Raw genomic sequence first — 19710 nt, forward strand, 5'->3', positions numbered from 1 at the left:
GTGGCCCGATCAGTTCCCACTCCGCATCCGACAAATCCCCGCGACCCATGACTGCTCCTCAAAAAGCAGTCTTGAATCAGAAGGAGGCGGGCTTGGGAATCCCTTTTGTCAACACGGCCTAGTCTGGCCGTCCCGCACTTCAACATCGTGGTCGCTATTATCCGGATCCGCGCCGTCACAATAGCGCTTGGACCTGAATGCGTTGTCGAACCAGCACCGCCGGGTCAGCAAAAGAAAAGCGCACCCTCGCTCCGCCGCCGCAAGATTACTGCGGCCGATATTCCAGATGAGATTGCTGAGATCCTCCTGAATTCGACGAACGGGCCAGAGCAGTGGGCCGCGGCGATCACCAATCTCGCGGCCATTCGCGGCACCGCTCTCGACGTCGGCGCGATTGCGACAAAGCTCTCGGCCCTCGCCGAACTCGAGGACGGACCTGAGATATTCAATCAAATCATCACGCGTCTGCTCTCAGCGGGTTACACCCGACAGACGAGCTCCCCCGCTGCCGATCCAGTCATGTTCTCGACAGGGTTACAGCAGCTTCCCGAGACGCCGCCTGCTCCCTTGCCTCCTACCGATCCGCCGCCCCTCGTCTCCTCGCGGCAAAAGCCCGTTGTAACGACACCACACGCGGAAGAGGCCGCACACAGTTCGCCGTCTCCGGAACGGGCGGGGAATGAATCCGCGGCGCCGGCTCGCGGAGCGGATCTCGCCGCGAAATTTGCCCGGCAAGCACGATCGCGGGGCGACGCTCGGCAACGTCTTGCTGACGCCCATGCCAAGCACGGCAGGCCCAAATCATGACCGCACATTTCACGCGGGTAGCCGCACCCCTGCGGCCAAGGCGGCCAAACTATTCAACGCAGAAAGGAAGTGACTCATGGCGACCAAAGAACAGGTTGAGGAGCACCGGCGCAAGCGCAAGCGCCTCATGCTTTACGAGAAGGAGAAGGGCGGCGTCGGCAGCACCGGCACGCTGGCAACCAGTGCGCATGCCCTTACCGGATGGTAGGCCGCTGGTCGTAATGTCACGTGGCAGATGCGGCGCGTCGCACGCCGTATGTCCTTCACCACCCGCTCAGCTGGGGCCTTCGGCGCCGATTTTTTCAAGGAGGATTTGGGCTTCATCTTCGTTCCTTCGTCACTACGACGAAGCCCAAATCCTCCTTAAATCACAACCTCAAAACTGTGCCATTGGCGCTGACGGCGGACACTTAGTTGACCTTCCCTCCATCGACGATGAAGGGCGGGGGGGGGGGCCACGCATCACGAAACCAATTTTTGCACTTAGATGGCGCGGTAGCGCCTCCATCAATTTCCAAGCATCGGCCTCTGACGTCGGAGGAAACATCAAATAAACAGAATCTTTGTCATCTCGTTCGATTTTGGTCGGCGCATGCCCCCTCGCTGCCAAGTGGGCGACCGCTTCCACTTCATTCTCAGGCATCACTGCAAATCTGATAGGGATGTTCATTGCCATCAATCATATCTGGCATCGGCGTCGAATGACTACAACCGATCGCGAGCTGTCATCGTCGCCCCATCGGTTTCGAGCGTCCGCTTCTTCAGGCTGGTCGGCTGAAAGCCGCCAGGCCGAAGCTGGCCAGCTTCGCACGGCATTCGGATCAAATAACGGGCGGCAGTGGCCCGGCAGACGTCAAATACAACGAAAGCATCGTTAGCCCGCGCCGCAGGCCCGACGCGTCAATCGCTCCGCCAAGCGATACACGCAAGGCTGGCGCGCGCATGTCGCGGGCTGAGAAGCTGGGGGCGCATCGACGCCCGCGGCGTGCGGCCGCTTCGCCACCGGTTTATCGAGGAGGCGGTCGGTCGGGATGACAGCCGCATCCCATCGAGGCTAGGGGCGATGGGCGAATCGGTTCGTACCCGGCCGAACATAGCCTCATCCTTGTTGCCTAAGTGCAAATGCGGTTTCTAACCGGAAACTCCGAGCACCACGAAGAGCAAAGCCGCGGCAAAACTGGCGAGCGACGCGAACACCACCGGCGCAGCAGCCCTCCAGCCGAGGTCAAGTATGAGGTCAGTGCGCGATCGCACCGCGGTTGCGGTCACGGCGAGCAGCAGCAGAGCCTTTGAAGCGGCTAGGGACGTTGTCGCTATCGCGGTGGGAAAGGACAGCGCGCTGTTGGCAGCAACGACGCCAAGGAAAAGCGTGATGAACCACGGCACTGACAAGCGCCGCAGTAGCGGTCGCGTGGTGTCGCCAGCCGCGGGACCGATCCAGAGCGACGCGAGCAGCACAGCCGGAGCCAACATGGTCACGCGCGCAAGTTTCACGATGGTGGCATAAGCACCTGCTGCATTGGAAAAATCATATGCTCCGCCGATGGCCTGGCCGACGTCATGGATCGAGGCGCCAATCAGATAGCCTGCCTGGGCATCGGTGAGCCTAAGCTGCGCAGCGATGACGGGGTAGAGCGACATCGCAAGCGCGCTCGCCATCGACACGCCAACGAGCGTTAGCGCGAATTGCGCTTGCCCCAGCCGGCTCTTGCCGATGACACCGTAGAGCGCCAGCGCAGCGCTGGCGCCGCAAATCGCAGTCGCGCCGCCCGCCAGAAGACCGGCGTAGCGCGATTGGCCGGTAAGGCGCGCGCCGATCAGGCCGGCCGTTAACGCGATGGCCATGATCGCTAAAAGGGCGCCAAAAGGTTCAATGCCGAGCGCTACGATCTGGGCGGTGCTGACCTGAAATCCCAACAGGACGATGCCGATCCGCAGGAATTGCTGTGATGCTAAATCAAGCCCCCTATGTGTGCGCGGGTCGCGCGCCGCAAAGTTGAGCGACAGACCGATCATAAGTCCGAGGAGAATGACGGGGGCGCCATAATGATCGGACAGCCAAGCTGCGGCACCCGACGCGGCCCCGCTGATCATGAGGCCGGGAAAATAGTCGCGGATGGTTCGCGCCGGCGCCGAATGCGACCTTTCTGCAAGCTGAAGCTCGCCGAATAAGTCGCCGCCAAATGGTTCGGGAAAGGAAGAGGGGGCATCGCCCATCGTGACGCGATCCACGTGTATGTCCTACGGTGTCATATTTTCCTTTCCTTATCGGCAGTGAGCGTTAGGTTGCAAGGCGAAACATCTCGAAAAGAGGGAAGGGAGAGTGGATATGACGACCGAAGCTGCGCATGGGGAACGGTCAACGCGTATCGCCATTATGTTGGTGACCCTTCTCTTTCTGGGTAACGCTCTCAACTATGTCGATCGACAGGTTCTCGCCCTGCTAAAACCCACATTGGAAGCCGAGTTCGGATGGAGCGACTCGGACTATGCCCATCTGGGGTCGACCTTTCAGATTGCAGCGGCCGCGGCGCTGCTTGGTGTCGGCTGGTTCGTCGACCGGCTTGGCGTCCGCTGGGCCTACGCGATCGCAATTTCGGTCTGGAGCCTTGCGGGAATGGCGCACGCGCTCGCGCAGTCGGTACAGCAGTTCGTCGCGGCGCGCGTCGTTCTTGCGGTAGGCGAGTCGGTCAGCACGCCGGCGGGTATCAAGACAGCGGCGACCTATCTGCCTGTGCGGCAGCGCAATATGGCGATCGGCCTGATAAATACCGCACCCAATATCGGCGCGATCGTCACACCGCTCCTGATCCCGCCGCTCGCGCTCGCTTTTGGCTGGAAAGCCGCCTTCATCCTGACCGGCGCGCTCGGTCTCGTGTGGCTCGTCTTCTGGCTTCCCGCGATGCGCAAGGTGCGGCCGATCGGCGATCTTCCTGAACGCGCGAAAGTCGCTTGGCGCCCCCTGCTTCGCGACCGCCGCACCTGGGCCGTGGTCGGTGCCAAATTCTGCACCGATTGCGTGTGGTGGTTCGTCCTGTTCTGGATGCCCGATTTCTTCAGTCGCGTGTTTGGCATGAGCCAAGGGGAACTCGGCCTGCCAATCGCTATTGTTTTCACGCTTGCCGCGCTGGGCGCGGTGACGTCGGGCGCACTCTATCCGATCTTCCTTGCGCGCGGCTATTCGGTCAATCGCGCGCGCAAAATGTCGATGTTCATCTTTGCACTCGCGGTCTTGGCGATGCCGCTCGCCCTGTACACCGCCAATCCATGGATCGCTGCGGTGTGCGTGGGCACCGGCTTGTTCGCGCACCAAGGTTTTTCGACCAACATCTTTGGCATGACCGCCGACATCATCCCGCCGCTGCGCGTTGCGACCGTGATTGCCCTGGGCGCCGTCGCGGGCAATTTGTCGGGTACCGCGATCATCGAATTTGCCGGCTGGTCGCTCGGCAACGGACTTGGTTATGGACCCCTCTTCGCGATTTGCAGCATCGCCTATCTGTGCGCGCTCGGCGTGGTCCATCTGATCGTGCCACGGCTCGAACTGGCCGATAACAAGGCGTGAGCACCGGGCTCGAGCGAGGCCGTCGCCCAGTCTTGGTAATCTACCGCGCCAATGCGCGGCTTTTTCCGGCTGATCGCACGTTCGGGGCTCGATCTGCGCCGCTTCATGCATAGCCTTTGCGTGTGGCGCCGCACCGGCTTGTTCGGCCGAAATGCACGGCCTTATGACATATCGTCGCAAACATAGGGTGCGACCGAGACGAGCACGCACACGGATCGTGGCGCTCGTCTGGCGCTAAGCTGCCGATTGCTCGACCCGAGCCGATCAACTGATCGGCTTTGCATGCGGCCGGCTCCCGCAAGCAAAAAAAGCCCCCTGCGGTCGACGCAGGGGGCGATGGCGATGACGCCGGTTGGGAAGGGTTGCCCGGTAGAGAGACTGGGCAAGCTTCAATTATATGCGGGCGCGAAGGCTCACCCCGAAGTAGCGGTCGGCATCGCGCGGGATCTGCAGGCGCTGACCATTGGAAACGTTGAGCAGCACATAGCTTTCATCGCTTATATTGCGCGCGTGCAACGTCAGGCGATAGCGATCTTCGGCGTCAGAAATGCCGATCGACGCGTTCCACTGGCCATAGGGGTCGATGACACCCTGCTCGCCAAGGTCAGAGAATTGCTTCGATACATGGCGATAGTCGGTACCGAGATAGAGCTTCATGCCGCCGAGGGGCACCTCATAATCGGCCCCCAGCGTATAAGTAAATTTAGGGGCCAGCGGAAGGCGTGTGCCGTCGCGCGCATCGGGCGCGTTGGTGAGCGGATTCGGATTGAACTTCTTCACCTTTGCATCGGCATAGGCCGCGCTGCCGCGCAGCGTCAGCCCCTCGATCGGCACCGCTGTCAGATCGGCTTCGAACCCTTGGCTCTTGACCGTCCCGGCGTTGGTCAGGTTGGTGACGACGGCGCCGTTCAGCAAAACGAAGTTATTCGCCTGGAAGCCGTCATATTCGACGCTGAAGCCCGCGAGGTTCAGCTGCACCTTGTTGTCCAGGAAACGCGACTTCAGACCGATTTCGAACGCATTCGACGTCTCTTCGTCGATCGGAACCGCGTTCGTTGGTGCCGTATGGTTGAAAAAGACGTTGAAGGCTGGTCCCTTATAGCCCCGCGTGTAGCTGCCATAGAGCATGATGTCGTCCGACGGGGTGAATTGCAGTACCGCCTTGCCCGACAGATTGCCGTTGCTGCTCGACCCGCTCGATGTATTCAGGCCCGTGCCCCCCGATGCGACGGTGCCGCCAGCCGGGCTCCCCGAGATGCCCGGTCCGGTTGCGGGCAGACCGGTCGTCGCATTGACGCCGGGCGCACGGATGTGGGTGAAGCTGAGTTCGTCCCAGGTGTAGCGAAGCCCGCCGGTCAGCGCGACAAGATTGCTGAAACGGTAGGTTGCCTGTCCGAATAGCGCGAAGTTGGTCGAATTGACGTCGCTGTTCGAGGTTGCCGTCGGAAATAGGGTATTGACCGTGTCATTGATATTGCACGGCTGCGCGCCCGTGACAGGATCGACCGGGAGCGTGGAAGTCGTACAACTGATGTCGCGGCGCGTGAAATCCTGCTTGTTGTCGGAATGCCAGGCAAAGGCGCCGACCTGGTAGAAGAAGGGCATCGACTGATCGGAGGCGATACGCGCCTCAACCGAGAATTGCTGCGTCTTGACGAGGCCATTGTCGTGCAGTTCTGCGGTCCCGACGATTGCGCGCGGCAGGAAGTCACCTTCGCGGATTTCCTCATTTTCCCAGTTGCGATAGCCCGCGACGACGCTGAGCGTATGCGTGTCGCTAAGGTCGAAATCGCCGCTGGCGGTGAGGCTCCACTGCTTGTCGCGCGTGCGAGTAACCAGATTGTGATTGATGAAGCGTTGGTTTTCTCCGAGCGCGACACCGCCCGGAAGACCGAGCTCGGCGTCGAGCACCGCGCCGCGGCTCGCGCCAGTCACATCGGCGCAGCAATCGTCGTTGGCCTTGAAATAATCCGCGATGAACCGCAGGCGCGCAACGTCGCCGCGATAGTCGACGATCCCTCGCGTGCCCCAATGTTCATAACCATTGACCTTGTTATTGCGCCCGCCGAAGATGTTCGTGATGTTACCGTCATAGCTACCGTAAAAGCCGGTGACGCGGCCGCTCCAGTCGCCGCCGATCGGGCCGGACACCGAACCGCGGAGGCGATATTCGTCGCCTTCGAACCATTCGGCCTTCGCTTCGGCTTCGAGCTGATCAGTGCCGCCCTTCGACACGATGTTAACGAGGCCCGCCGATGCGTTCTTTCCGAACAACGTCCCCTGAGGGCCCCGCAGCACCTCGAGCCGCTCGGCATCGACCAGGTCCATGAACGCCTGGCCCGAACGGCTGAGGACGATTCCATCGACGACCGTCGATACGCTGGGCTCGGCGGCAACCGAGAAGGTGATCGTGCCGACACCGCGCATCACGATCGCGCTGTTCGCGCTCGTCGTGCCTTTGCGAAACGTCACCGAGGGAACGATCCGCGCAATTCCTTCGAGGCTGGTGGTGCCAGTGGCTTCGAGGCGGTCACCCGAAACGGCGGTGATCGCGATCGGGACTTTTTGAACATTCTCCTCGACCTTTTGGGCCGTGACGATGATTTCCTCGACCTCTTGCGCCCGTGCAGCGGTGGCGGACATGATCGCGATGACGCTGGCCGTGCCCACCGTCGCGCGCAAGATTCTGAAGCTGTACGCACTCATGGCATTCTCCTCCCGTGATCGATTCTGGGCGCATTTCTGCGGTCGGTTGCCCGGACGCGCGTAATGAGCCTCTTGTTTCATCACTCCAGATGCGCTCGTCACGCCGGTATGTCAAGCGGTGTCATATAAGACTTGCGGCGCGCTGGAAATTGTGGTTCAAAAATCCCACGGCGAGAGGGATCGAAGCGTGAAATTGCGATTTTCCGAGCATGGAGACGGATTCGAGCTTCATTTTGGCGCGCATCTGCTATTGCGGCACACGCGCGACTGTCCTGCGGTGGTCATTGCGCGCGGCGCGCCGTCGATCACCATGTATCGCGGCAATTTCCAGATCGATGATCAGCCCGGCGACCATCTTGCTCCTGCGGAATGGCGCGTCGAGGGGGCGGATATGTTGTTGATCCATGCGGGCGAGCCGGCGGTCCGGCTCCGCTGCGGGACTGGAAGGTTGCGCGTAGACGCGCTTCTCGCCGGTTATGATCGGATCACTACCCGTTTCCATGCCGAAGCCGGGGAGGCCGTGTGGGGCGGCGGCGAGCAGATGAGCTATCTGATGCTCGCAGGCCGCCGCTTTCCAATATGGACAAGCGAGCCGGGGGTCGGGCGCGACAAGACGACCGAGCTTACGCGCATCATGGACGCCGAAGGCATGGCCGGCGGCGACTATTGGACCAGCAATTATCCCCAACCGACATTTCTGACTTCGCGGTGGCTCGCCGTTCATCTGGACAATTTCGGATATTGCGTGCTCGATTTCACCGATGAGCAGGCGCACCGCGTCGAAAGCTGGGGATCCGAGGCGCATTTTGAACTTTTCACCGCCGACGGTCCGGCGGCGCTGGTCGCCGCGTTATCGACGCGGTTCGGACGTCAGCCGCCGCTGCCCGACTGGGCTATTCGCGGCGCGATCCTCGGCTTGAAATCTGGGGCATCGAGCTTCGACCGGATGGAGCGCTTTATTGACGCGGGCGCGGTCATAACGGCGCTCTGGTGCGAGGATTGGGCGGGCGTTCGCGAGACGAGCTTTGGTCGCCGTCTTTTCTGGGACTGGACAGCCGGAGTGCGCAGCGAGCAGCGCTATCCGGACCTCCGTGCCCGTATTGGCGCGCTCGCCGAACGCGGCATTCGTTTTCTTGCCTATGCGAACCCGTATCTTGCAGTCGACGGGACGCTGTACGAACAAGCGAAGGCCGAAGGCCATTTTTGCATGCGTCAAAATGGCGAGGAGGTTTATCTCGTCGATTTTGGTGAGTTTGATTGCGCTATTCTCGATTTTACTCGCGCCGAAACGCGCGACTGGTTTGCCGAGCATATTCTGGGTCGCGAAATGCTCGATATCGGCATCGCCGGATGGATGGCAGATTTCGGCGAATATCTGCCGACTGATGTGCGGCTCGCCGATGGGTCGGACCCGATGGAGGCGCATAACCGCTGGCCGCTGCTCTGGGCTGCAGTGAACGCACAGGCGGTGGCGTCGCGGGATAAGACCGGCGAGGCGCTCTTTTTCATGCGCGCAGGATTTTCGGGAGTTCAGGCGCATTGTCCGCTACTCTGGGCTGGCGATCAGAGCGTCGACTTTACCCGCCACGACGGCATCGGCACGGTGATTACTGGCGCTCTGTCCGCAGGGCTCGTCGGCAATGCCTACAGCCATTCGGATTGTGGCGGCTATACCTCGCTCCATGGCAATGTCCGGAGCACGGAGCTGATGCAGCGTTGGTGTGAACTTGGCGCCTTTGCGCCCGTTATGCGCAGCCATGAAGGCAATCGCCCTGACGACAATCTTCAATTTGACTCGACGCCGGAACTGCTCGCATGTTTTGCACGCTGGAGCCGCGTTCACGCGCATCTTGCGCCGTATGTGCGGCATTTGTGCGACGAGGCGGAAAAGCATGGCCTCCCCGCCCAGCGTCCGCTCTTCCTTCATTACCCAGACGACCCCGCGCTCTTTACGGTGCAGGATCAATTTCTTTACGGTGCCGATCTCTTGGTGGCGCCGGTCGTCGAGAAGGGAGTCGAGGAGCGTCGCGCCATCCTTCCGGGGGAAGGACCGTGGCGCCATTGCTGGACGGGTGAGGATTTTGCGCCCGGTATCCATCGAATCTCTGCGCCCATCGGCATGCCACCGGTATTCTACCGGCCCGGCAGCACCTTCGCGCCGCTGTTCGGTCGGCTAACGGAGGTGTTGGGACAATGAGCGAGCGGGCGAATATCCGGGATGTGGCGGCCAAGGCGGGCGTTGCGGTCAAGACAGTGAGCCGCGTGCTCAACGGTCACCCCTATGTCAGCGAGGATACGCGTCGACGCGTCGAGAACGCGATGGCCGAACTCGATTTTCGCCCGAGCGTCGCAGCGCGAATCCTGTCGGGCGCCAAGTCGAACCAGATTGCGCTGATCTACGACAATCACAGCCCCTATTATATGTTCCAGATTCAGACCGGCTGCTGGCAGCTTTGCAAGGAGCGCGGCATCCGGCTACTTGCGCAGCCGGTCGATGTCGCCGACCCGCGGGTTGGCGATCAGGTACGTGGGCTCGTCACCGAAACGCATGTCGACGGCATCATTCTGTCGTCGCCGGTCACCGACTGCGAACCGGTTCTCGCGGCGCTCGAGACACTCGATATTCCGTTCGTTCGCATTTCGCCGGGAACCAACCATTCGCTCACCAGCTCGGTGTTCATGGACGATGCGCAGGCCGCCGACGACATGACGACGCATCTTATCAACGTAGGGCATCGCCGGATCGGCTTCATCAAGGGGCATCCGAGCCACCGCGCCTCGGACGATCGGCTCTACGGCTATCGGCGGGCGCTCGACCGCGCGGGCATCCCGTTCGAACCCGGCCTTGTCTGCGACGGCGAGTTCGACTTTGACAGCGGGGTCGCCGCGGGGCGTTTCCTGCTCGGGCTCGACAACCCGCCGACCGCGATTTTTGCCGCGAACGACGATATGGCCGCCGGGGTTCTCGCGGTCGCGCACGATCGCGGTCTCGACTTGCCATCCGAGCTTTCGGTCGCGGGCTTCGACGACACAACCTTGTCGCGCACCGTATGGCCGCCACTCACGACCATTCACCAGCCGATGGCCGAACTGGCGCGCACCGCGACGCGCATCCTGATCGAAGGTGGCGACATCAGCCATCACCGTCTTCCTCATACCCTTGTCGAGCGTGCTTCGGTCGTTCCACCAGCCAGGATCAACATATGAGCCTTTTGCCCGCCCCGCCTGCCTCGCGCCCGCTTGGGGTCAGCGGCCTATCCGTCTTTCCTATTGCATGGGGTATGTGGCGGCTTGCCGAGAATGGACGCACGGCGGCCGAAGCGGCCCGTCTGGTTCATGCAGCACTCGACGCGGGGATCAACCTGCTCGACACCGCCGATATCTATGGTTTCGATGGCGTCGACGGCTTCGGCGATGCGGAAGCGTTGCTCGGCGATGTATTGGTAACCGAACCATCGCTGCGCGACCGCATGATATTGGCTACCAAGGGAGGCATCCGTCCGCCGCTTCCCTACGACCAAAGCCCTGCCTATCTTGCCGAGGCGATCGACGCGTCGCTGCGGCGGCTGCGGACCGACCATGTCGATCTGTGGCAGATCCATCGCCCCGACATTCTGGCGCACCCGCAAGAAGTGGCGCGGGCGCTCGACGATGCAGTCGCTGCCGGCAAGATCCGCACGCTCGGCGTATCCAATTTTACGCTCGCGCAGACCGACGCGCTGAACGGCTTCCTGGGTAACAAGATTGTTTCAACGCAGCCCGAAATCAGTCCGCTACGCATCGATTGTTTCGAAAACGGCGAGCTCGACCGCGCCATGACCTTGGGCCTGATCGCGCTGGCTTGGTCGCCGCTTGGCGGCGGACGGCTGCTAGCGCCGAACACCGAGCGTGAAAAGGCGGTTGCGGCTGCGCTGGACGGCGTTGCCGAGGCGCAGAATGTCTCGCGCGAGCTTGCCGCATACAGCTGGTTGATGGCGCATCCCGCGGGGATCGTACCGATCGCAGGATCGCAGCGCGCCGAACGAATTGGCGAGGCTGCAAAGGCGCTCGACGTGCGTTGGACGCGGGCCGAATGGTATGAAGTGTTGGTGGCAGCCCGCGGCGCGCCGCTGCCCTGAAGATGGAAGGGCAGGTCACGCGGGACCGGACAAGACCCTGCGACGCAAACGCGTGTGCAGGGCGGAAAGAGGAAAGATTATGACCCAGCAGCAATGCGAAATCGCCTGGTTTTCGGCGCTGTGCGACGATGATTATGAATTTCTGGGTGTTTCCGACCCCTATTTGCGGTCGAGCTGGGAGCATTGCCGCAACATTGTCCTGCGCGCTGAAGAGGGCGGGTTCGACAATATCCTGCTGCCTTCAGGATACCAACTTGGGTTGGATACGACCGTCTTTGCCGCAGCCGTCGCGACCCAAGTGAAGCGAATGAAACTGCTATGGGCGACGCGCATCGGTGAGGATTGGCCCCCGCAGCTTGCGCGGCGAATTGCAACGCTCGACCGCATTCTTGGTCCCGATGCGACCGGCACCCGCGGACGGCTTAATGTCAATGTCATCTCGTCGGACATGCCCGGCCAGCAGCTCGCCGGTGGACCGCGTTATGCGCGCGCGACCGAGGTGATGAAGATCGTGCGCACGCTACTAAATGGCGAGGCGCTTGATCACCATGGCGAATTCTATCAACTGAAGCTCGAACCGCCACGGATCACGACGCTTTCCGGCAAATGTCCGCCCTTCTATTTTGGTGGGCTGAGTCATGAGGCGCGCGAATGCGCGGCTGAGGGTTGCGACGTCTATCTGATGTGGCCGGATACGATGGACAAGGTGCGCGAAACGATCGCCGATATGCGCGAACGCGCAGCACGATTCGGGCGCACGTTGAAGTTCGGCTATCGCGTGCACGTTATCGTCCGCGAGACCGAGGAAGAGGCGCGTCGCTACGCAGATCGCCTGCTTTCCAAACTCGACGAGGTTACCGGGACCGCGATTCGCGAGAAGTCGCTCGACGCCAAAAATTACGGTGTCCAGCGGCAGGCCGAGCTGCGAAGTGCCGCGGACGGCGAAGGTTTTGTCGAAGAAAATCTGTGGACTGGAATTGGCCGCGCGCGCTCGGGCTGCGGTGCCGCGATCGTCGGAACCCCCGACCAGGTGCTCGCTAAGCTCCGCGCCTATCAGGCCGAGGGGATCGAGGCGTTCATTCTGTCCGGTTACCCGCACGTGCAGGAAGCCGATCTGTTCGCGCGCCGCGTGCTCCCGCACATCGCGCACGCACCGCTCACCTTCTAGGAACGACAGGCGCGCGAATGTCTGTCGACATGTTCGATATCGCCATCATCGGCGGCGGCGTGAACGGCTGCGGCATCGCGCGCGATGCGGCGGGACGCGGCGCGCGCGTCCTGCTACTCGAAGCCGATGATCTGGCCAGCGGAACATCCTCCGCCTCGACCAAGCTGATCCACGGCGGGCTTCGCTATCTGGAGCATTATGAATTCGGTTTGGTACGCGAATCGCTTTCGGAGCGCGAACGCCTCTGGGCGATTGCCCCGCATATCGTGCGCCCGATGCGCTTTGTGCTGCCGCATGTAGAAGGTCTGCGTCCGCGCTGGCTGCTTCGAACAGGGCTTTTTCTTTACGATCATATCGGTGGGCGAAAGCGGCTGCCGGCGACCGAAACGCTCCGCCTTGCTGGCCATGCAGCAGGTCTGCCGCTTCAGGACGGGCTAACGCAAGGCTTTGCCTATTCCGACTGCTGGGTCGATGATGCCCGGCTCGTCGTCCTCAACGCGCGCGACGCGGCCGACCGCGGCGCCGAGGTGCGGACCCGCTGCCGCGTCACAGGTTTCCGCCGCAACGGTGATCATTGGACGATCGAGACGACGGGTGGTCGCTTTTGCGCCCGCGCGATCGTCAACGCCGCGGGGCCGGCCGTGATGGGTGTCGCCGGGCTGGGTGGAGCGGCGGCTGAACGGCGGGTGCGGCTCGTCCGCGGCTCGCACATCGTCGTGCGCAAACTTTTCGACCATGATTACAGCTATTTTTTCCAGCTCCCCGACGGCCGGATATTCTTCGCCATTCCTTATGAAGGTGATTTTACACTAATCGGCACCACCGATCGCGATCATGCGGGCGGCCTTGCCGATATACATCCCTCGGCGGAAGAGATTGGCTATCTGTGCGAAGGCGCCAACCGATTCTTTCGCCGCCCGATTACGCCAAACGATGTCGTTTGGAGCTATGCAGGGGTGCGGCCGCTTGTCGACGATGGATCCGGGCAGCCCGAAGCCGCCACGCGCGGTTATGAATTGGCGCTGTCAGACGAGCAAGAGGGACCCGCACTGCTCTCGGTCTATGGCGGCAAGATCACGACCTATCGCCGTCTTGCCGAAGAGGCTGTCGACCGTCTTTCGCGCCGGCTGCCATTTCTGGCGTCGGAGGGCTGGACGGGGGAGGTGCCACTGCCGGGGGGCGACTTTGCCCTCGATGGCTTCGATGCTGCGGTCGAGGCATTACGCGCCCGCTTCGCCTTCCTTGAGCAGCCATGGGCCGAACGTCTCATCCGTAGCTATGGTACGCGGGCGGCCAATATTTTCGACGGCGCTTCGCGCCTCGATCAATGCGGGCGGCACTATGGTTGCGGCCTCACCGACCGCGAAATCGCATATCTCGTCGAACAGGAATGGTGCCGGACAGCCGACGATCTCTTGTGGCGGCGCAGCAAGCTGGGATTGCATCTGGGCCCATCGGCGCAGGGCTTGATCGCGTCCGTTTTTGACGAAAGGGAATGCGCGTGAGTATCAACATTGTCGCCATTGGCGGCACCGTATCGCCGATCAGCGGCACGGAGCAGGCGCTCGGCGTTGCTGCCGCACGCGCAATGGCGCAGGGCGCGCACGTCGATCTGTTCGGCGGCAGCTACCTTGGCGCATTGCCCCATTATCGCGGTCCGCTGCACCGTCCCGACGACGGAGCGAAACTCGTCGAGGCGGTACGCAAGGCTGACGGGATTTTGATCGCGGCGCCCGGCTATCACGGGACGATTTCGGGACTTGTGAAAAATGCACTCGATTATCTCGAGGATTTGGCTGGCGACGTGCGACCCTATCTTGATGGACGGGCGGTTGGCCTGATCGCGACGGCCTATGGCGATCAGGCAACGATGAGCACGATGCAGACTCTGCGCAGCATCGTTCACGCGTTGCGCGGCTGGCCGACGCCGATGGGGGCGACCATCCGGACCTATCGCGGCCTCTTTTCGCCTGACGGCGAATGCCTCGAGGATCGCGCGCGGCTCCAGCTTGAGCTCGTCGCCGACCAGCTGGTGTCGGGCGCAAGCAGTTTTGCAGCCGCGCGAAGGGCCGCCTGATGTCGGGAATCGAGCAAGCGGTCGAAGCCCTTGCGCAGGGCCGCATGATCATCATTACCGGCGACCGCCTGCGCGGCGGGGATATCGATTTCGCGATTGCGGCGCGCTACGTGACCGCCGACGCCGTCAATTTCATGGCCAGCTACGGCCGCGGCCTCATCTGTCTGGCGATGCGCCCCGAACGGGCGGTCAAATTGGGCATCAGCCTAATCAATCCTGGAGCCGAACGACAGTCGGGGCGTCCCTTCGGTCGGTCGATCGAAGCGCGCGCCGGCGTGAGCACCGGCATCTCCGCCGCCGATCGCACACAGACTATCCGTGTTGCTATGGCATCCGAATCGACCGGGGACGATCTCGTTTCACCTGGCCATGTCTTCCCGCTCATCGCCGCGCCGGGGGGCGTGCGAGAGCGGGCGGCAGCAGTCGAGGCGTCGATCGAACTTTGCAAGCTCGCCGGTGCTGGCGACATGGCGGTCATCTGTTCGATCATGCGGGACGATGGCGAGATGGCGCGGATTGAAGATCTGGACGCCCTGGTTACCCGGCACGCGATCCCCGTCGCCGACATTGGCGCTCTGCTGGACCGTCTTGGCTCATAGCGGTTCAGGGCGGGTATGGCGATGAAAGGTGCAGACGAGGTGGGCGAGCGGCTTTTTCTCGTACTCGACGCGGGTACGACATCGACCCGCGCAATGCTCTACGACGATGGCGGGGGCCGCCGCGCCATGTCGCGCGCCGAGCTCACTCAATATTATCCCGCCCCCGGATGGGTCGAGCATGACGCAGCGGAAATTCGCGATCGCAGCATCGACTGCGCCCGCGCGATGGTGCAGCACGCGGGCGGGGCCGATCGCATAGCGGCCATCGGGATTACGAACCAGCGCGAGACGATCGTTGCTTGGGACCGGTCCAGCGGCGAACCTGTCGGCCGTGCAATCGTCTGGCAGGATCGCCGGACCGCGTCGCGCTGCGAGGAACTTCGCGCGGCGGGCCACCAGCCTTTGGTAACGGCGCGGAGTGGCCTCGTGCTCGATCCCTATTTTTCCGCCACAAAGATCGGCTGGCTGCTCGCGAACAATCCTGAAGCGCGCGCGCTCGGTCCGCGGCTCGCGGTGGGGACCGTCGAAAGCTGGCTGGTATGGACGCTGACGGGTGGCCTTCACATCAGCGATGCGAGCAACGCATCGCGCACCATGCTGATGAATCTGGAAAGCGGCCAATGGGATGACGACTTGCTGACGCTTTTCGATATTCCGCACGCTATGCTTCCGGAAATCGTCGATTCGGCGGGAGAGATTGGCAAGACCCGTGCTGCTATATTTGGTCGGCCGATCCCGATCTGCGGGCTCGTCGGCGACCAGCAAGGTGCGATGATCGGTCAGGCATGCCTCGCCGAGGGTGCGGCAAAAGCGACGCTTGGTACGGGTGCATTTGTGCTCTGCCATACCGGTGACCGGCCGGTACGAAGCGCCAACCGCCTGCTTGGCACCGTACTGGCGCAGGTCGGTGGTCGACGGAGTTACGCGCTCGAGGGTTCGATCTTCGTCGCGGGCAGCCTTGTCCAATGGCTCCGGGACAAGCTCGGGATTATACGTGACGCTTCCGAGACCGAAGTGCTGGCGCGATCGGTAGCGAGCAGCGGCGGTGTGACCATAATTCCCGCGCTGTCCGGGCTTGGTGCCCCCTATTGGCGTCCCGAGGCGCGCGGCATCATCGCGGGGCTGACTCATGCGACGGGACGCGCTGAGATTGCGCGCGCTGCGCTACAATCGATCGCTCACCAACTGCACGACCTCAAATCGGCGTTTGCGGGCGATGGATGCCATTGGAACAGGCTGCGGATCGACGGCGGCATGAGTGCCAATGATTGGGTGGCGCAGGATATCGCGGACATCCTCGACCTTCGCGTCGAACGCCCTCACGACGTGGAGACGACCGCGCGAGGTGCCGCGATGCTGGCCGCTATCGGTATCGGACGCTTTGCGTCATTGACTGAGGCCACCGAGATGTGCGGCGATGTGGACCGGTTCGACCGGGCGATGGGCAGCGAAGGGCGCTGTGAGCGGCTCGGTGACTGGCATGGTCTTGTCGCGTAACCTAAGATCAGGACGGTAACCGGGAGGCTAGGCCGTGAACTCATAAAATCGCGAGCGGGCACTGGCAGGTTGATGCGGAAATGGCGGTCGTTAAAGCGGGTGATGTGTTCCCTTGATGACTCGCGTTGGAGCAACTTGGAGCACGCCTAAGGTAGTGCTGTTGATGTGCCGGACATGCTGCGGCAGTTTAGCTCGTCAAGTGGGCCGAAGACGTGCTATCAGGACGAGCCGTGGTTTAGCCTCTGGTCGAGCCTGTGCCACCAGGGGATGTGTACATCGCTTCCTACGCTGCCGTTCCACACATTGTGCAGATCACAAGCCAATCGAGGGAGTGACCGGCCACCACCGAGAGGTCCGCTGGGATTGTTAGTGCATTGACTCGTCCATCGCCAGTGTTGTCCGGGACTCGCTTCCCACCCAGAGCCCGTCACTCTCCTTCGCGTGTCGAATTTCGGGGCTCGCAAGAAGCCGCGATTCTGCATTCCGGCCCGAGCATCTGCGCATCGAAGCCTATCAAGGATCTTTGTCATGCTATCGCCGGGCTGCCCTGGCGGTCACGCGGGCCAGCCGCTGAACAGCTTCGCGATAGGCGGCTTCGTCCCGCACTTCGTGCTTCAGCCCGGCGCCCGCAGTTGCGAGGAAATTTGCAAAGCCCGCAGGACCGCCAAATGCGGAAAGGTCAGCGCCCCGCTCTTCGGCATAGCGCCCAAAACGCGTCAGAATGTCGATATATTCCTTATCGAGACGCGCCACGTGCCGTGCCGTGAGTTCGGTGTCGACGGCAAGTAGTTCGGCGCCGTGCGGGGCGCCGTTTATGATTTTAAAGAAGCGCAGCTCCTTGGCCATCACGATCGCCTGGACAGTAGAAGCTAGCTCGGCCTTCTCCCGATCTGCGGCAGCTGCCGCATCGGCGAGCGCTTGGTCCACTAGCGAAGCCGCCAATCCTTCGAACAAGGCGCGCTTATCCGCAAAGCGCAGATAGAGGGTGGCGCGCGCAATTCCGGCGGCCTTGGCGATATCCGCCATGCTCGTGCGCTGAAATCCGTGGCGCCCGAAAAGCAGGAGCGCGGCACCGAAAATCCGATCTGCAAGGCTCTCAGTCATACTGGACATATTCTGTCATTATGTCTATCTCGCAATGAGGGCAAGGAGAGAGGGTTATGGCGAAAGACGCACAAATACTGGTAACGGGTGGTTCCGGCTATGTCGCCGGCTTCGTGATCGCGCAGCTTCTGAACGAAGGCGCCAATGTTCGCACCACGATCCGATCCACCGCGCGTGAAGCCGAAGTGCGCGCGGCGATCGGAACGATTGCGCCGACCGATCGGCTGACCTTCGCGCTTGCCGACCTGAATCGGCGCGAGGGCTGGCGCGAGGCTTGCAATGGCTGCGAGACTGTAATCCACATCGCCTCTCCATTGCCTCTCAATAATCCGCGCGATGACGACGAATTGGTACGGCCAGCGCGGGACGTTGCGCTGCGGGTGCTAGCCGCCGCGCGCGATGCAAGCGCGCGCCGCTTGGTCATGACCTCGTCGACCGCTGCAGTCAGCTATGGTCGCGGCGGCTAATCGCGTCCCAGAATTGGCCCGATGACGGCGCCAGGACAAATGGTCACGAGTTCGAGCTGTCTCCCTTCGCGGGCATGCCAGTCCCACGCCGCACGCTCAGCGATCATCTTCGAGCGCTCATAGGCGGAGCTGTCCGTCTTGTCGGAAGGATCGGACCAGTCGGCTTCGGTGGCAGGTACGGTGTATTCGGCGTCGATCGACATCGTCAAAAAGCTTCTTGATGGTTCGCTTCCTGGGATACCCCGCTTCGGGTGGCCGCTCGTCGATGTTCGCGACATTGCCGACCTCCACGTGCGAGCGCTCCACGCTCCAGAGGCGGCGGGCAACCGCTATATTGGAGCCGGGCCTTTCTACTGGATGGCCGACATTGCGCAGATATTGCGCGATCGGGTCCCGTTACTGGCTAGAAAGACGCCAACGCGCGAATTGCCGAATTGGCTCGTGCGATTATCGTCCGTGTTCGATCCTGTAGTCAGAGGGCGATTGTTCGAACTCGACAAACTACGGCCTGTCTCGTCCGCCAAGGCGATTGCCGAACTCGGCTGGGCGCCACGGTCGAATGATGACGCCATCTTGGCGACGGCCAAGAGCCTCGAGGAAGGCGGCGTGATCGGCTGACATCGTCCCGTGCCGTTTCAGTAAACTGTCCTTGCAATTGCCGTGAATGCGTTTGCTCGCTGGCAGGCACAGACCCGGTGGCGGTCGCAGAGCTGATGCGATGGCCTTCGCGGCGCAGCTGGTGCAGCCCGGATTTGCGAGCGTGGCACAAGCCTTCTCCTCCAATAATCCTGATGCGAAAGATTCCTCGACTTAACCGAACGCATCAGCTCGGTCTCTTCGCCTTTGTATCCGACAATTGATCGGGACGGTGACGACGCGTCGGGTGAGAAACGCTGCTGCCATGTCAAAATGGCGTAGGGTGGTCCGCGCCGATTACTTTGTCGGCTGGCGCGACGAGCAGTGCAACGAATGGCTAGGCGACGCGTAGCAAAAGCGCTATCGACAGAAGTTCACATGCGAAAGATCGGGATCCTGGCTTCGGCCGCCATCATCGTGACGCTCGCGGCATGCAGCGCAATTCCGCGGCCGGGGCCGGTGGGCAATCGCGCTGTCCCCGAGCCGGCAAAATCTGTCGACCTGCAGCGTTATATGGGGCGCTGGTATGAACAATTTCGCTACGAAGCGTCGTTCCAGAAAGGCTTGGAGGCGGTTACCGCGGATTATTCGCTCAATGCCGATGGCACGATGAAAGTCGTCAATCGCGGCCGCAAGGGCGGGCTCGACGGAAAGCTAAAGCAGTCCACCGGAAGAGCGAAGATTGCGGATCGGGCGACCAACGCCAAGCTCAAAGTCTCCTTCTTCGGACCCTTTTATGGGGATTACTGGGTGCTCGATCATGGCGACGACTATGAATGGTCGATCGTGGGTGAGCCCTCGGGGCGCTATCTGTGGGCGCTCACCCGCGCCGAGAAACCTTCGCCGGAGCTTTTGGGGCGACTGGAGGAGCGGGTGAAGCAACTCGGCTACGACTGGACGCTTGTTCGCATGACCCGGCATTGATCGGGAAGGCGTGCGCGCCGCGGACGGGGACTTGCGGCGGAG

General features: G+C 62.0%; 18 protein-coding genes. 14 read left to right on the forward strand and 4 right to left on the reverse strand.

Translation table 11 applies throughout. The features are described 5' to 3' along the window. Positions 1-147: 147 nt before the first annotated feature. A complete protein-coding gene (locus L0963_RS18755) occupies positions 148-807 on the forward strand; it encodes a hypothetical protein (RefSeq protein WP_234181177.1) in 660 nt (219 codons plus the stop codon). Positions 808-883: 76 nt separating this feature from the next. Then, entirely contained in the window at positions 884-1015 is a 132-nt protein-coding gene (locus L0963_RS19740; protein WP_267960784.1) for a hypothetical protein, read from the forward strand. A 923-nt stretch (positions 1016-1938) separates the two neighbouring features. Here L0963_RS19740 and L0963_RS18760 read toward each other — a convergent pair. Then, on the reverse strand, positions 1939-3024 hold the full coding sequence (locus L0963_RS18760) for a YeiH family protein (protein ID WP_234181221.1): 1086 nt from the start codon (positions 3022-3024) through the stop codon (positions 1939-1941). Positions 3025-3136: 112 nt separating this feature from the next. Between L0963_RS18760 and L0963_RS18765 the strand changes: the two genes are divergently transcribed. Then, positions 3137-4372, forward strand: coding sequence for an MFS transporter (locus tag L0963_RS18765; protein ID WP_234181179.1), 1236 nt, complete (start codon positions 3137-3139; stop codon positions 4370-4372). A 393-nt stretch (positions 4373-4765) separates the two neighbouring features. Here L0963_RS18765 and L0963_RS18770 read toward each other — a convergent pair whose 3' ends face one another. After that, positions 4766-7078 (reverse strand): TonB-dependent receptor, encoded by a 2313-nt coding sequence (locus L0963_RS18770; protein ID WP_003047050.1) that lies wholly within the window; start codon positions 7076-7078, stop codon positions 4766-4768. Between the two features lie 187 nt (positions 7079-7265). Here L0963_RS18770 and L0963_RS18775 point away from each other — a divergent pair, with 187 nt between their 5' ends. The 8 genes from L0963_RS18775 to L0963_RS18810 all read left to right on the forward strand — a co-directional run bounded on the left by L0963_RS18775 (position 7266) and on the right by L0963_RS18810 (position 16537). Continuing rightward, a complete protein-coding gene (locus tag L0963_RS18775) occupies positions 7266-9275 on the forward strand; it encodes an alpha-glucosidase (protein ID WP_234181181.1) in 2010 nt (669 codons plus the stop codon). Continuing rightward, the gene (locus tag L0963_RS18780) at positions 9272-10285 is read left to right on the forward strand and encodes a LacI family DNA-binding transcriptional regulator (protein WP_234181183.1); all 1014 of its coding nucleotides are present in this window, start codon (positions 9272-9274) and stop codon (positions 10283-10285) included. Before L0963_RS18775 ends, L0963_RS18780 begins: the two co-directional genes overlap by 4 nt. Then, complete coding sequence (locus L0963_RS18785; protein ID WP_234181185.1) at positions 10282-11196, forward strand: aldo/keto reductase; 915 nt, start codon at positions 10282-10284, stop codon at positions 11194-11196. The genes L0963_RS18780 and L0963_RS18785 overlap by 4 nt, the downstream gene beginning before the upstream one ends. Positions 11197-11275: 79 nt before the next feature. Beyond that, the gene (locus L0963_RS18790) at positions 11276-12364 is read left to right on the forward strand and encodes an LLM class flavin-dependent oxidoreductase (RefSeq protein WP_234181187.1); all 1089 of its coding nucleotides are present in this window, start codon (positions 11276-11278) and stop codon (positions 12362-12364) included. A 17-nt stretch (positions 12365-12381) separates the two neighbouring features. After that, complete coding sequence (locus L0963_RS18795; RefSeq protein ID WP_234181189.1) at positions 12382-13869, forward strand: glycerol-3-phosphate dehydrogenase; 1488 nt, start codon at positions 12382-12384, stop codon at positions 13867-13869. Beyond that, positions 13860-14441, forward strand: a complete 582-nt coding sequence (locus L0963_RS18800; protein ID WP_003047024.1) for an NADPH-dependent FMN reductase — start codon at positions 13860-13862, stop codon at positions 14439-14441. Before L0963_RS18795 ends, L0963_RS18800 begins: the two co-directional genes overlap by 10 nt. Next, positions 14441-15040, forward strand: a complete 600-nt coding sequence (locus L0963_RS18805) for a 3,4-dihydroxy-2-butanone-4-phosphate synthase (RefSeq protein ID WP_003047022.1) — start codon at positions 14441-14443, stop codon at positions 15038-15040. The genes L0963_RS18800 and L0963_RS18805 overlap by 1 nt, the downstream gene beginning before the upstream one ends. A gap of 15 nt (positions 15041-15055) precedes the next feature. Further along, positions 15056-16537 (forward strand): glycerol kinase, encoded by a 1482-nt coding sequence (locus L0963_RS18810; protein WP_234181191.1) that lies wholly within the window; start codon positions 15056-15058, stop codon positions 16535-16537. A gap of 531 nt (positions 16538-17068) precedes the next feature. Here the strand turns inward: L0963_RS18810 and L0963_RS18815 are convergent. Beyond that, a complete protein-coding gene (locus L0963_RS18815) occupies positions 17069-17641 on the reverse strand; it encodes a TetR/AcrR family transcriptional regulator (protein WP_234181193.1) in 573 nt (190 codons plus the stop codon). Positions 17642-17697: 56 nt separating this feature from the next. On the opposite strand from L0963_RS18815, the gene L0963_RS18820 reads away from it, so the two are divergent. Next, entirely contained in the window at positions 17698-18108 is a 411-nt protein-coding gene (locus L0963_RS18820; protein ID WP_234181194.1) for an NAD-dependent epimerase/dehydratase family protein, read from the forward strand. On the opposite strand, the gene L0963_RS18825 is transcribed toward L0963_RS18820, so the two are convergent. Beyond that, positions 18105-18311 carry a hypothetical protein gene (locus L0963_RS18825; protein WP_234181196.1) on the reverse strand — a complete coding sequence of 69 codons (207 nt, stop codon included), beginning with the start codon at positions 18309-18311 and terminating at the stop codon, positions 18105-18107. The genes L0963_RS18820 and L0963_RS18825 overlap by 4 nt on opposite strands. Between L0963_RS18825 and L0963_RS18830 the strand changes: the two genes are divergently transcribed. Both L0963_RS18830 and L0963_RS18835 read left to right on the forward strand, forming a co-directional pair. Beyond that, the gene (locus L0963_RS18830) at positions 18289-18726 is read left to right on the forward strand and encodes a hypothetical protein (RefSeq protein WP_234181198.1); all 438 of its coding nucleotides are present in this window, start codon (positions 18289-18291) and stop codon (positions 18724-18726) included. The two genes, L0963_RS18825 and L0963_RS18830, sit on opposite strands and share 23 nt — an antisense overlap. A 351-nt stretch (positions 18727-19077) precedes the next feature. Continuing rightward, positions 19078-19668, forward strand: a complete 591-nt coding sequence (locus tag L0963_RS18835) for a lipocalin family protein (RefSeq protein WP_234181201.1) — start codon at positions 19078-19080, stop codon at positions 19666-19668. The last annotated feature ends 42 nt before the right edge of the window (positions 19669-19710 follow it).

Source organism: Sphingopyxis sp. NFH-91, from assembly GCF_021401285.1.
Classification (GTDB): Bacteria; Pseudomonadota; Alphaproteobacteria; order Sphingomonadales; family Sphingomonadaceae; genus Sphingopyxis; species Sphingopyxis terrae_A.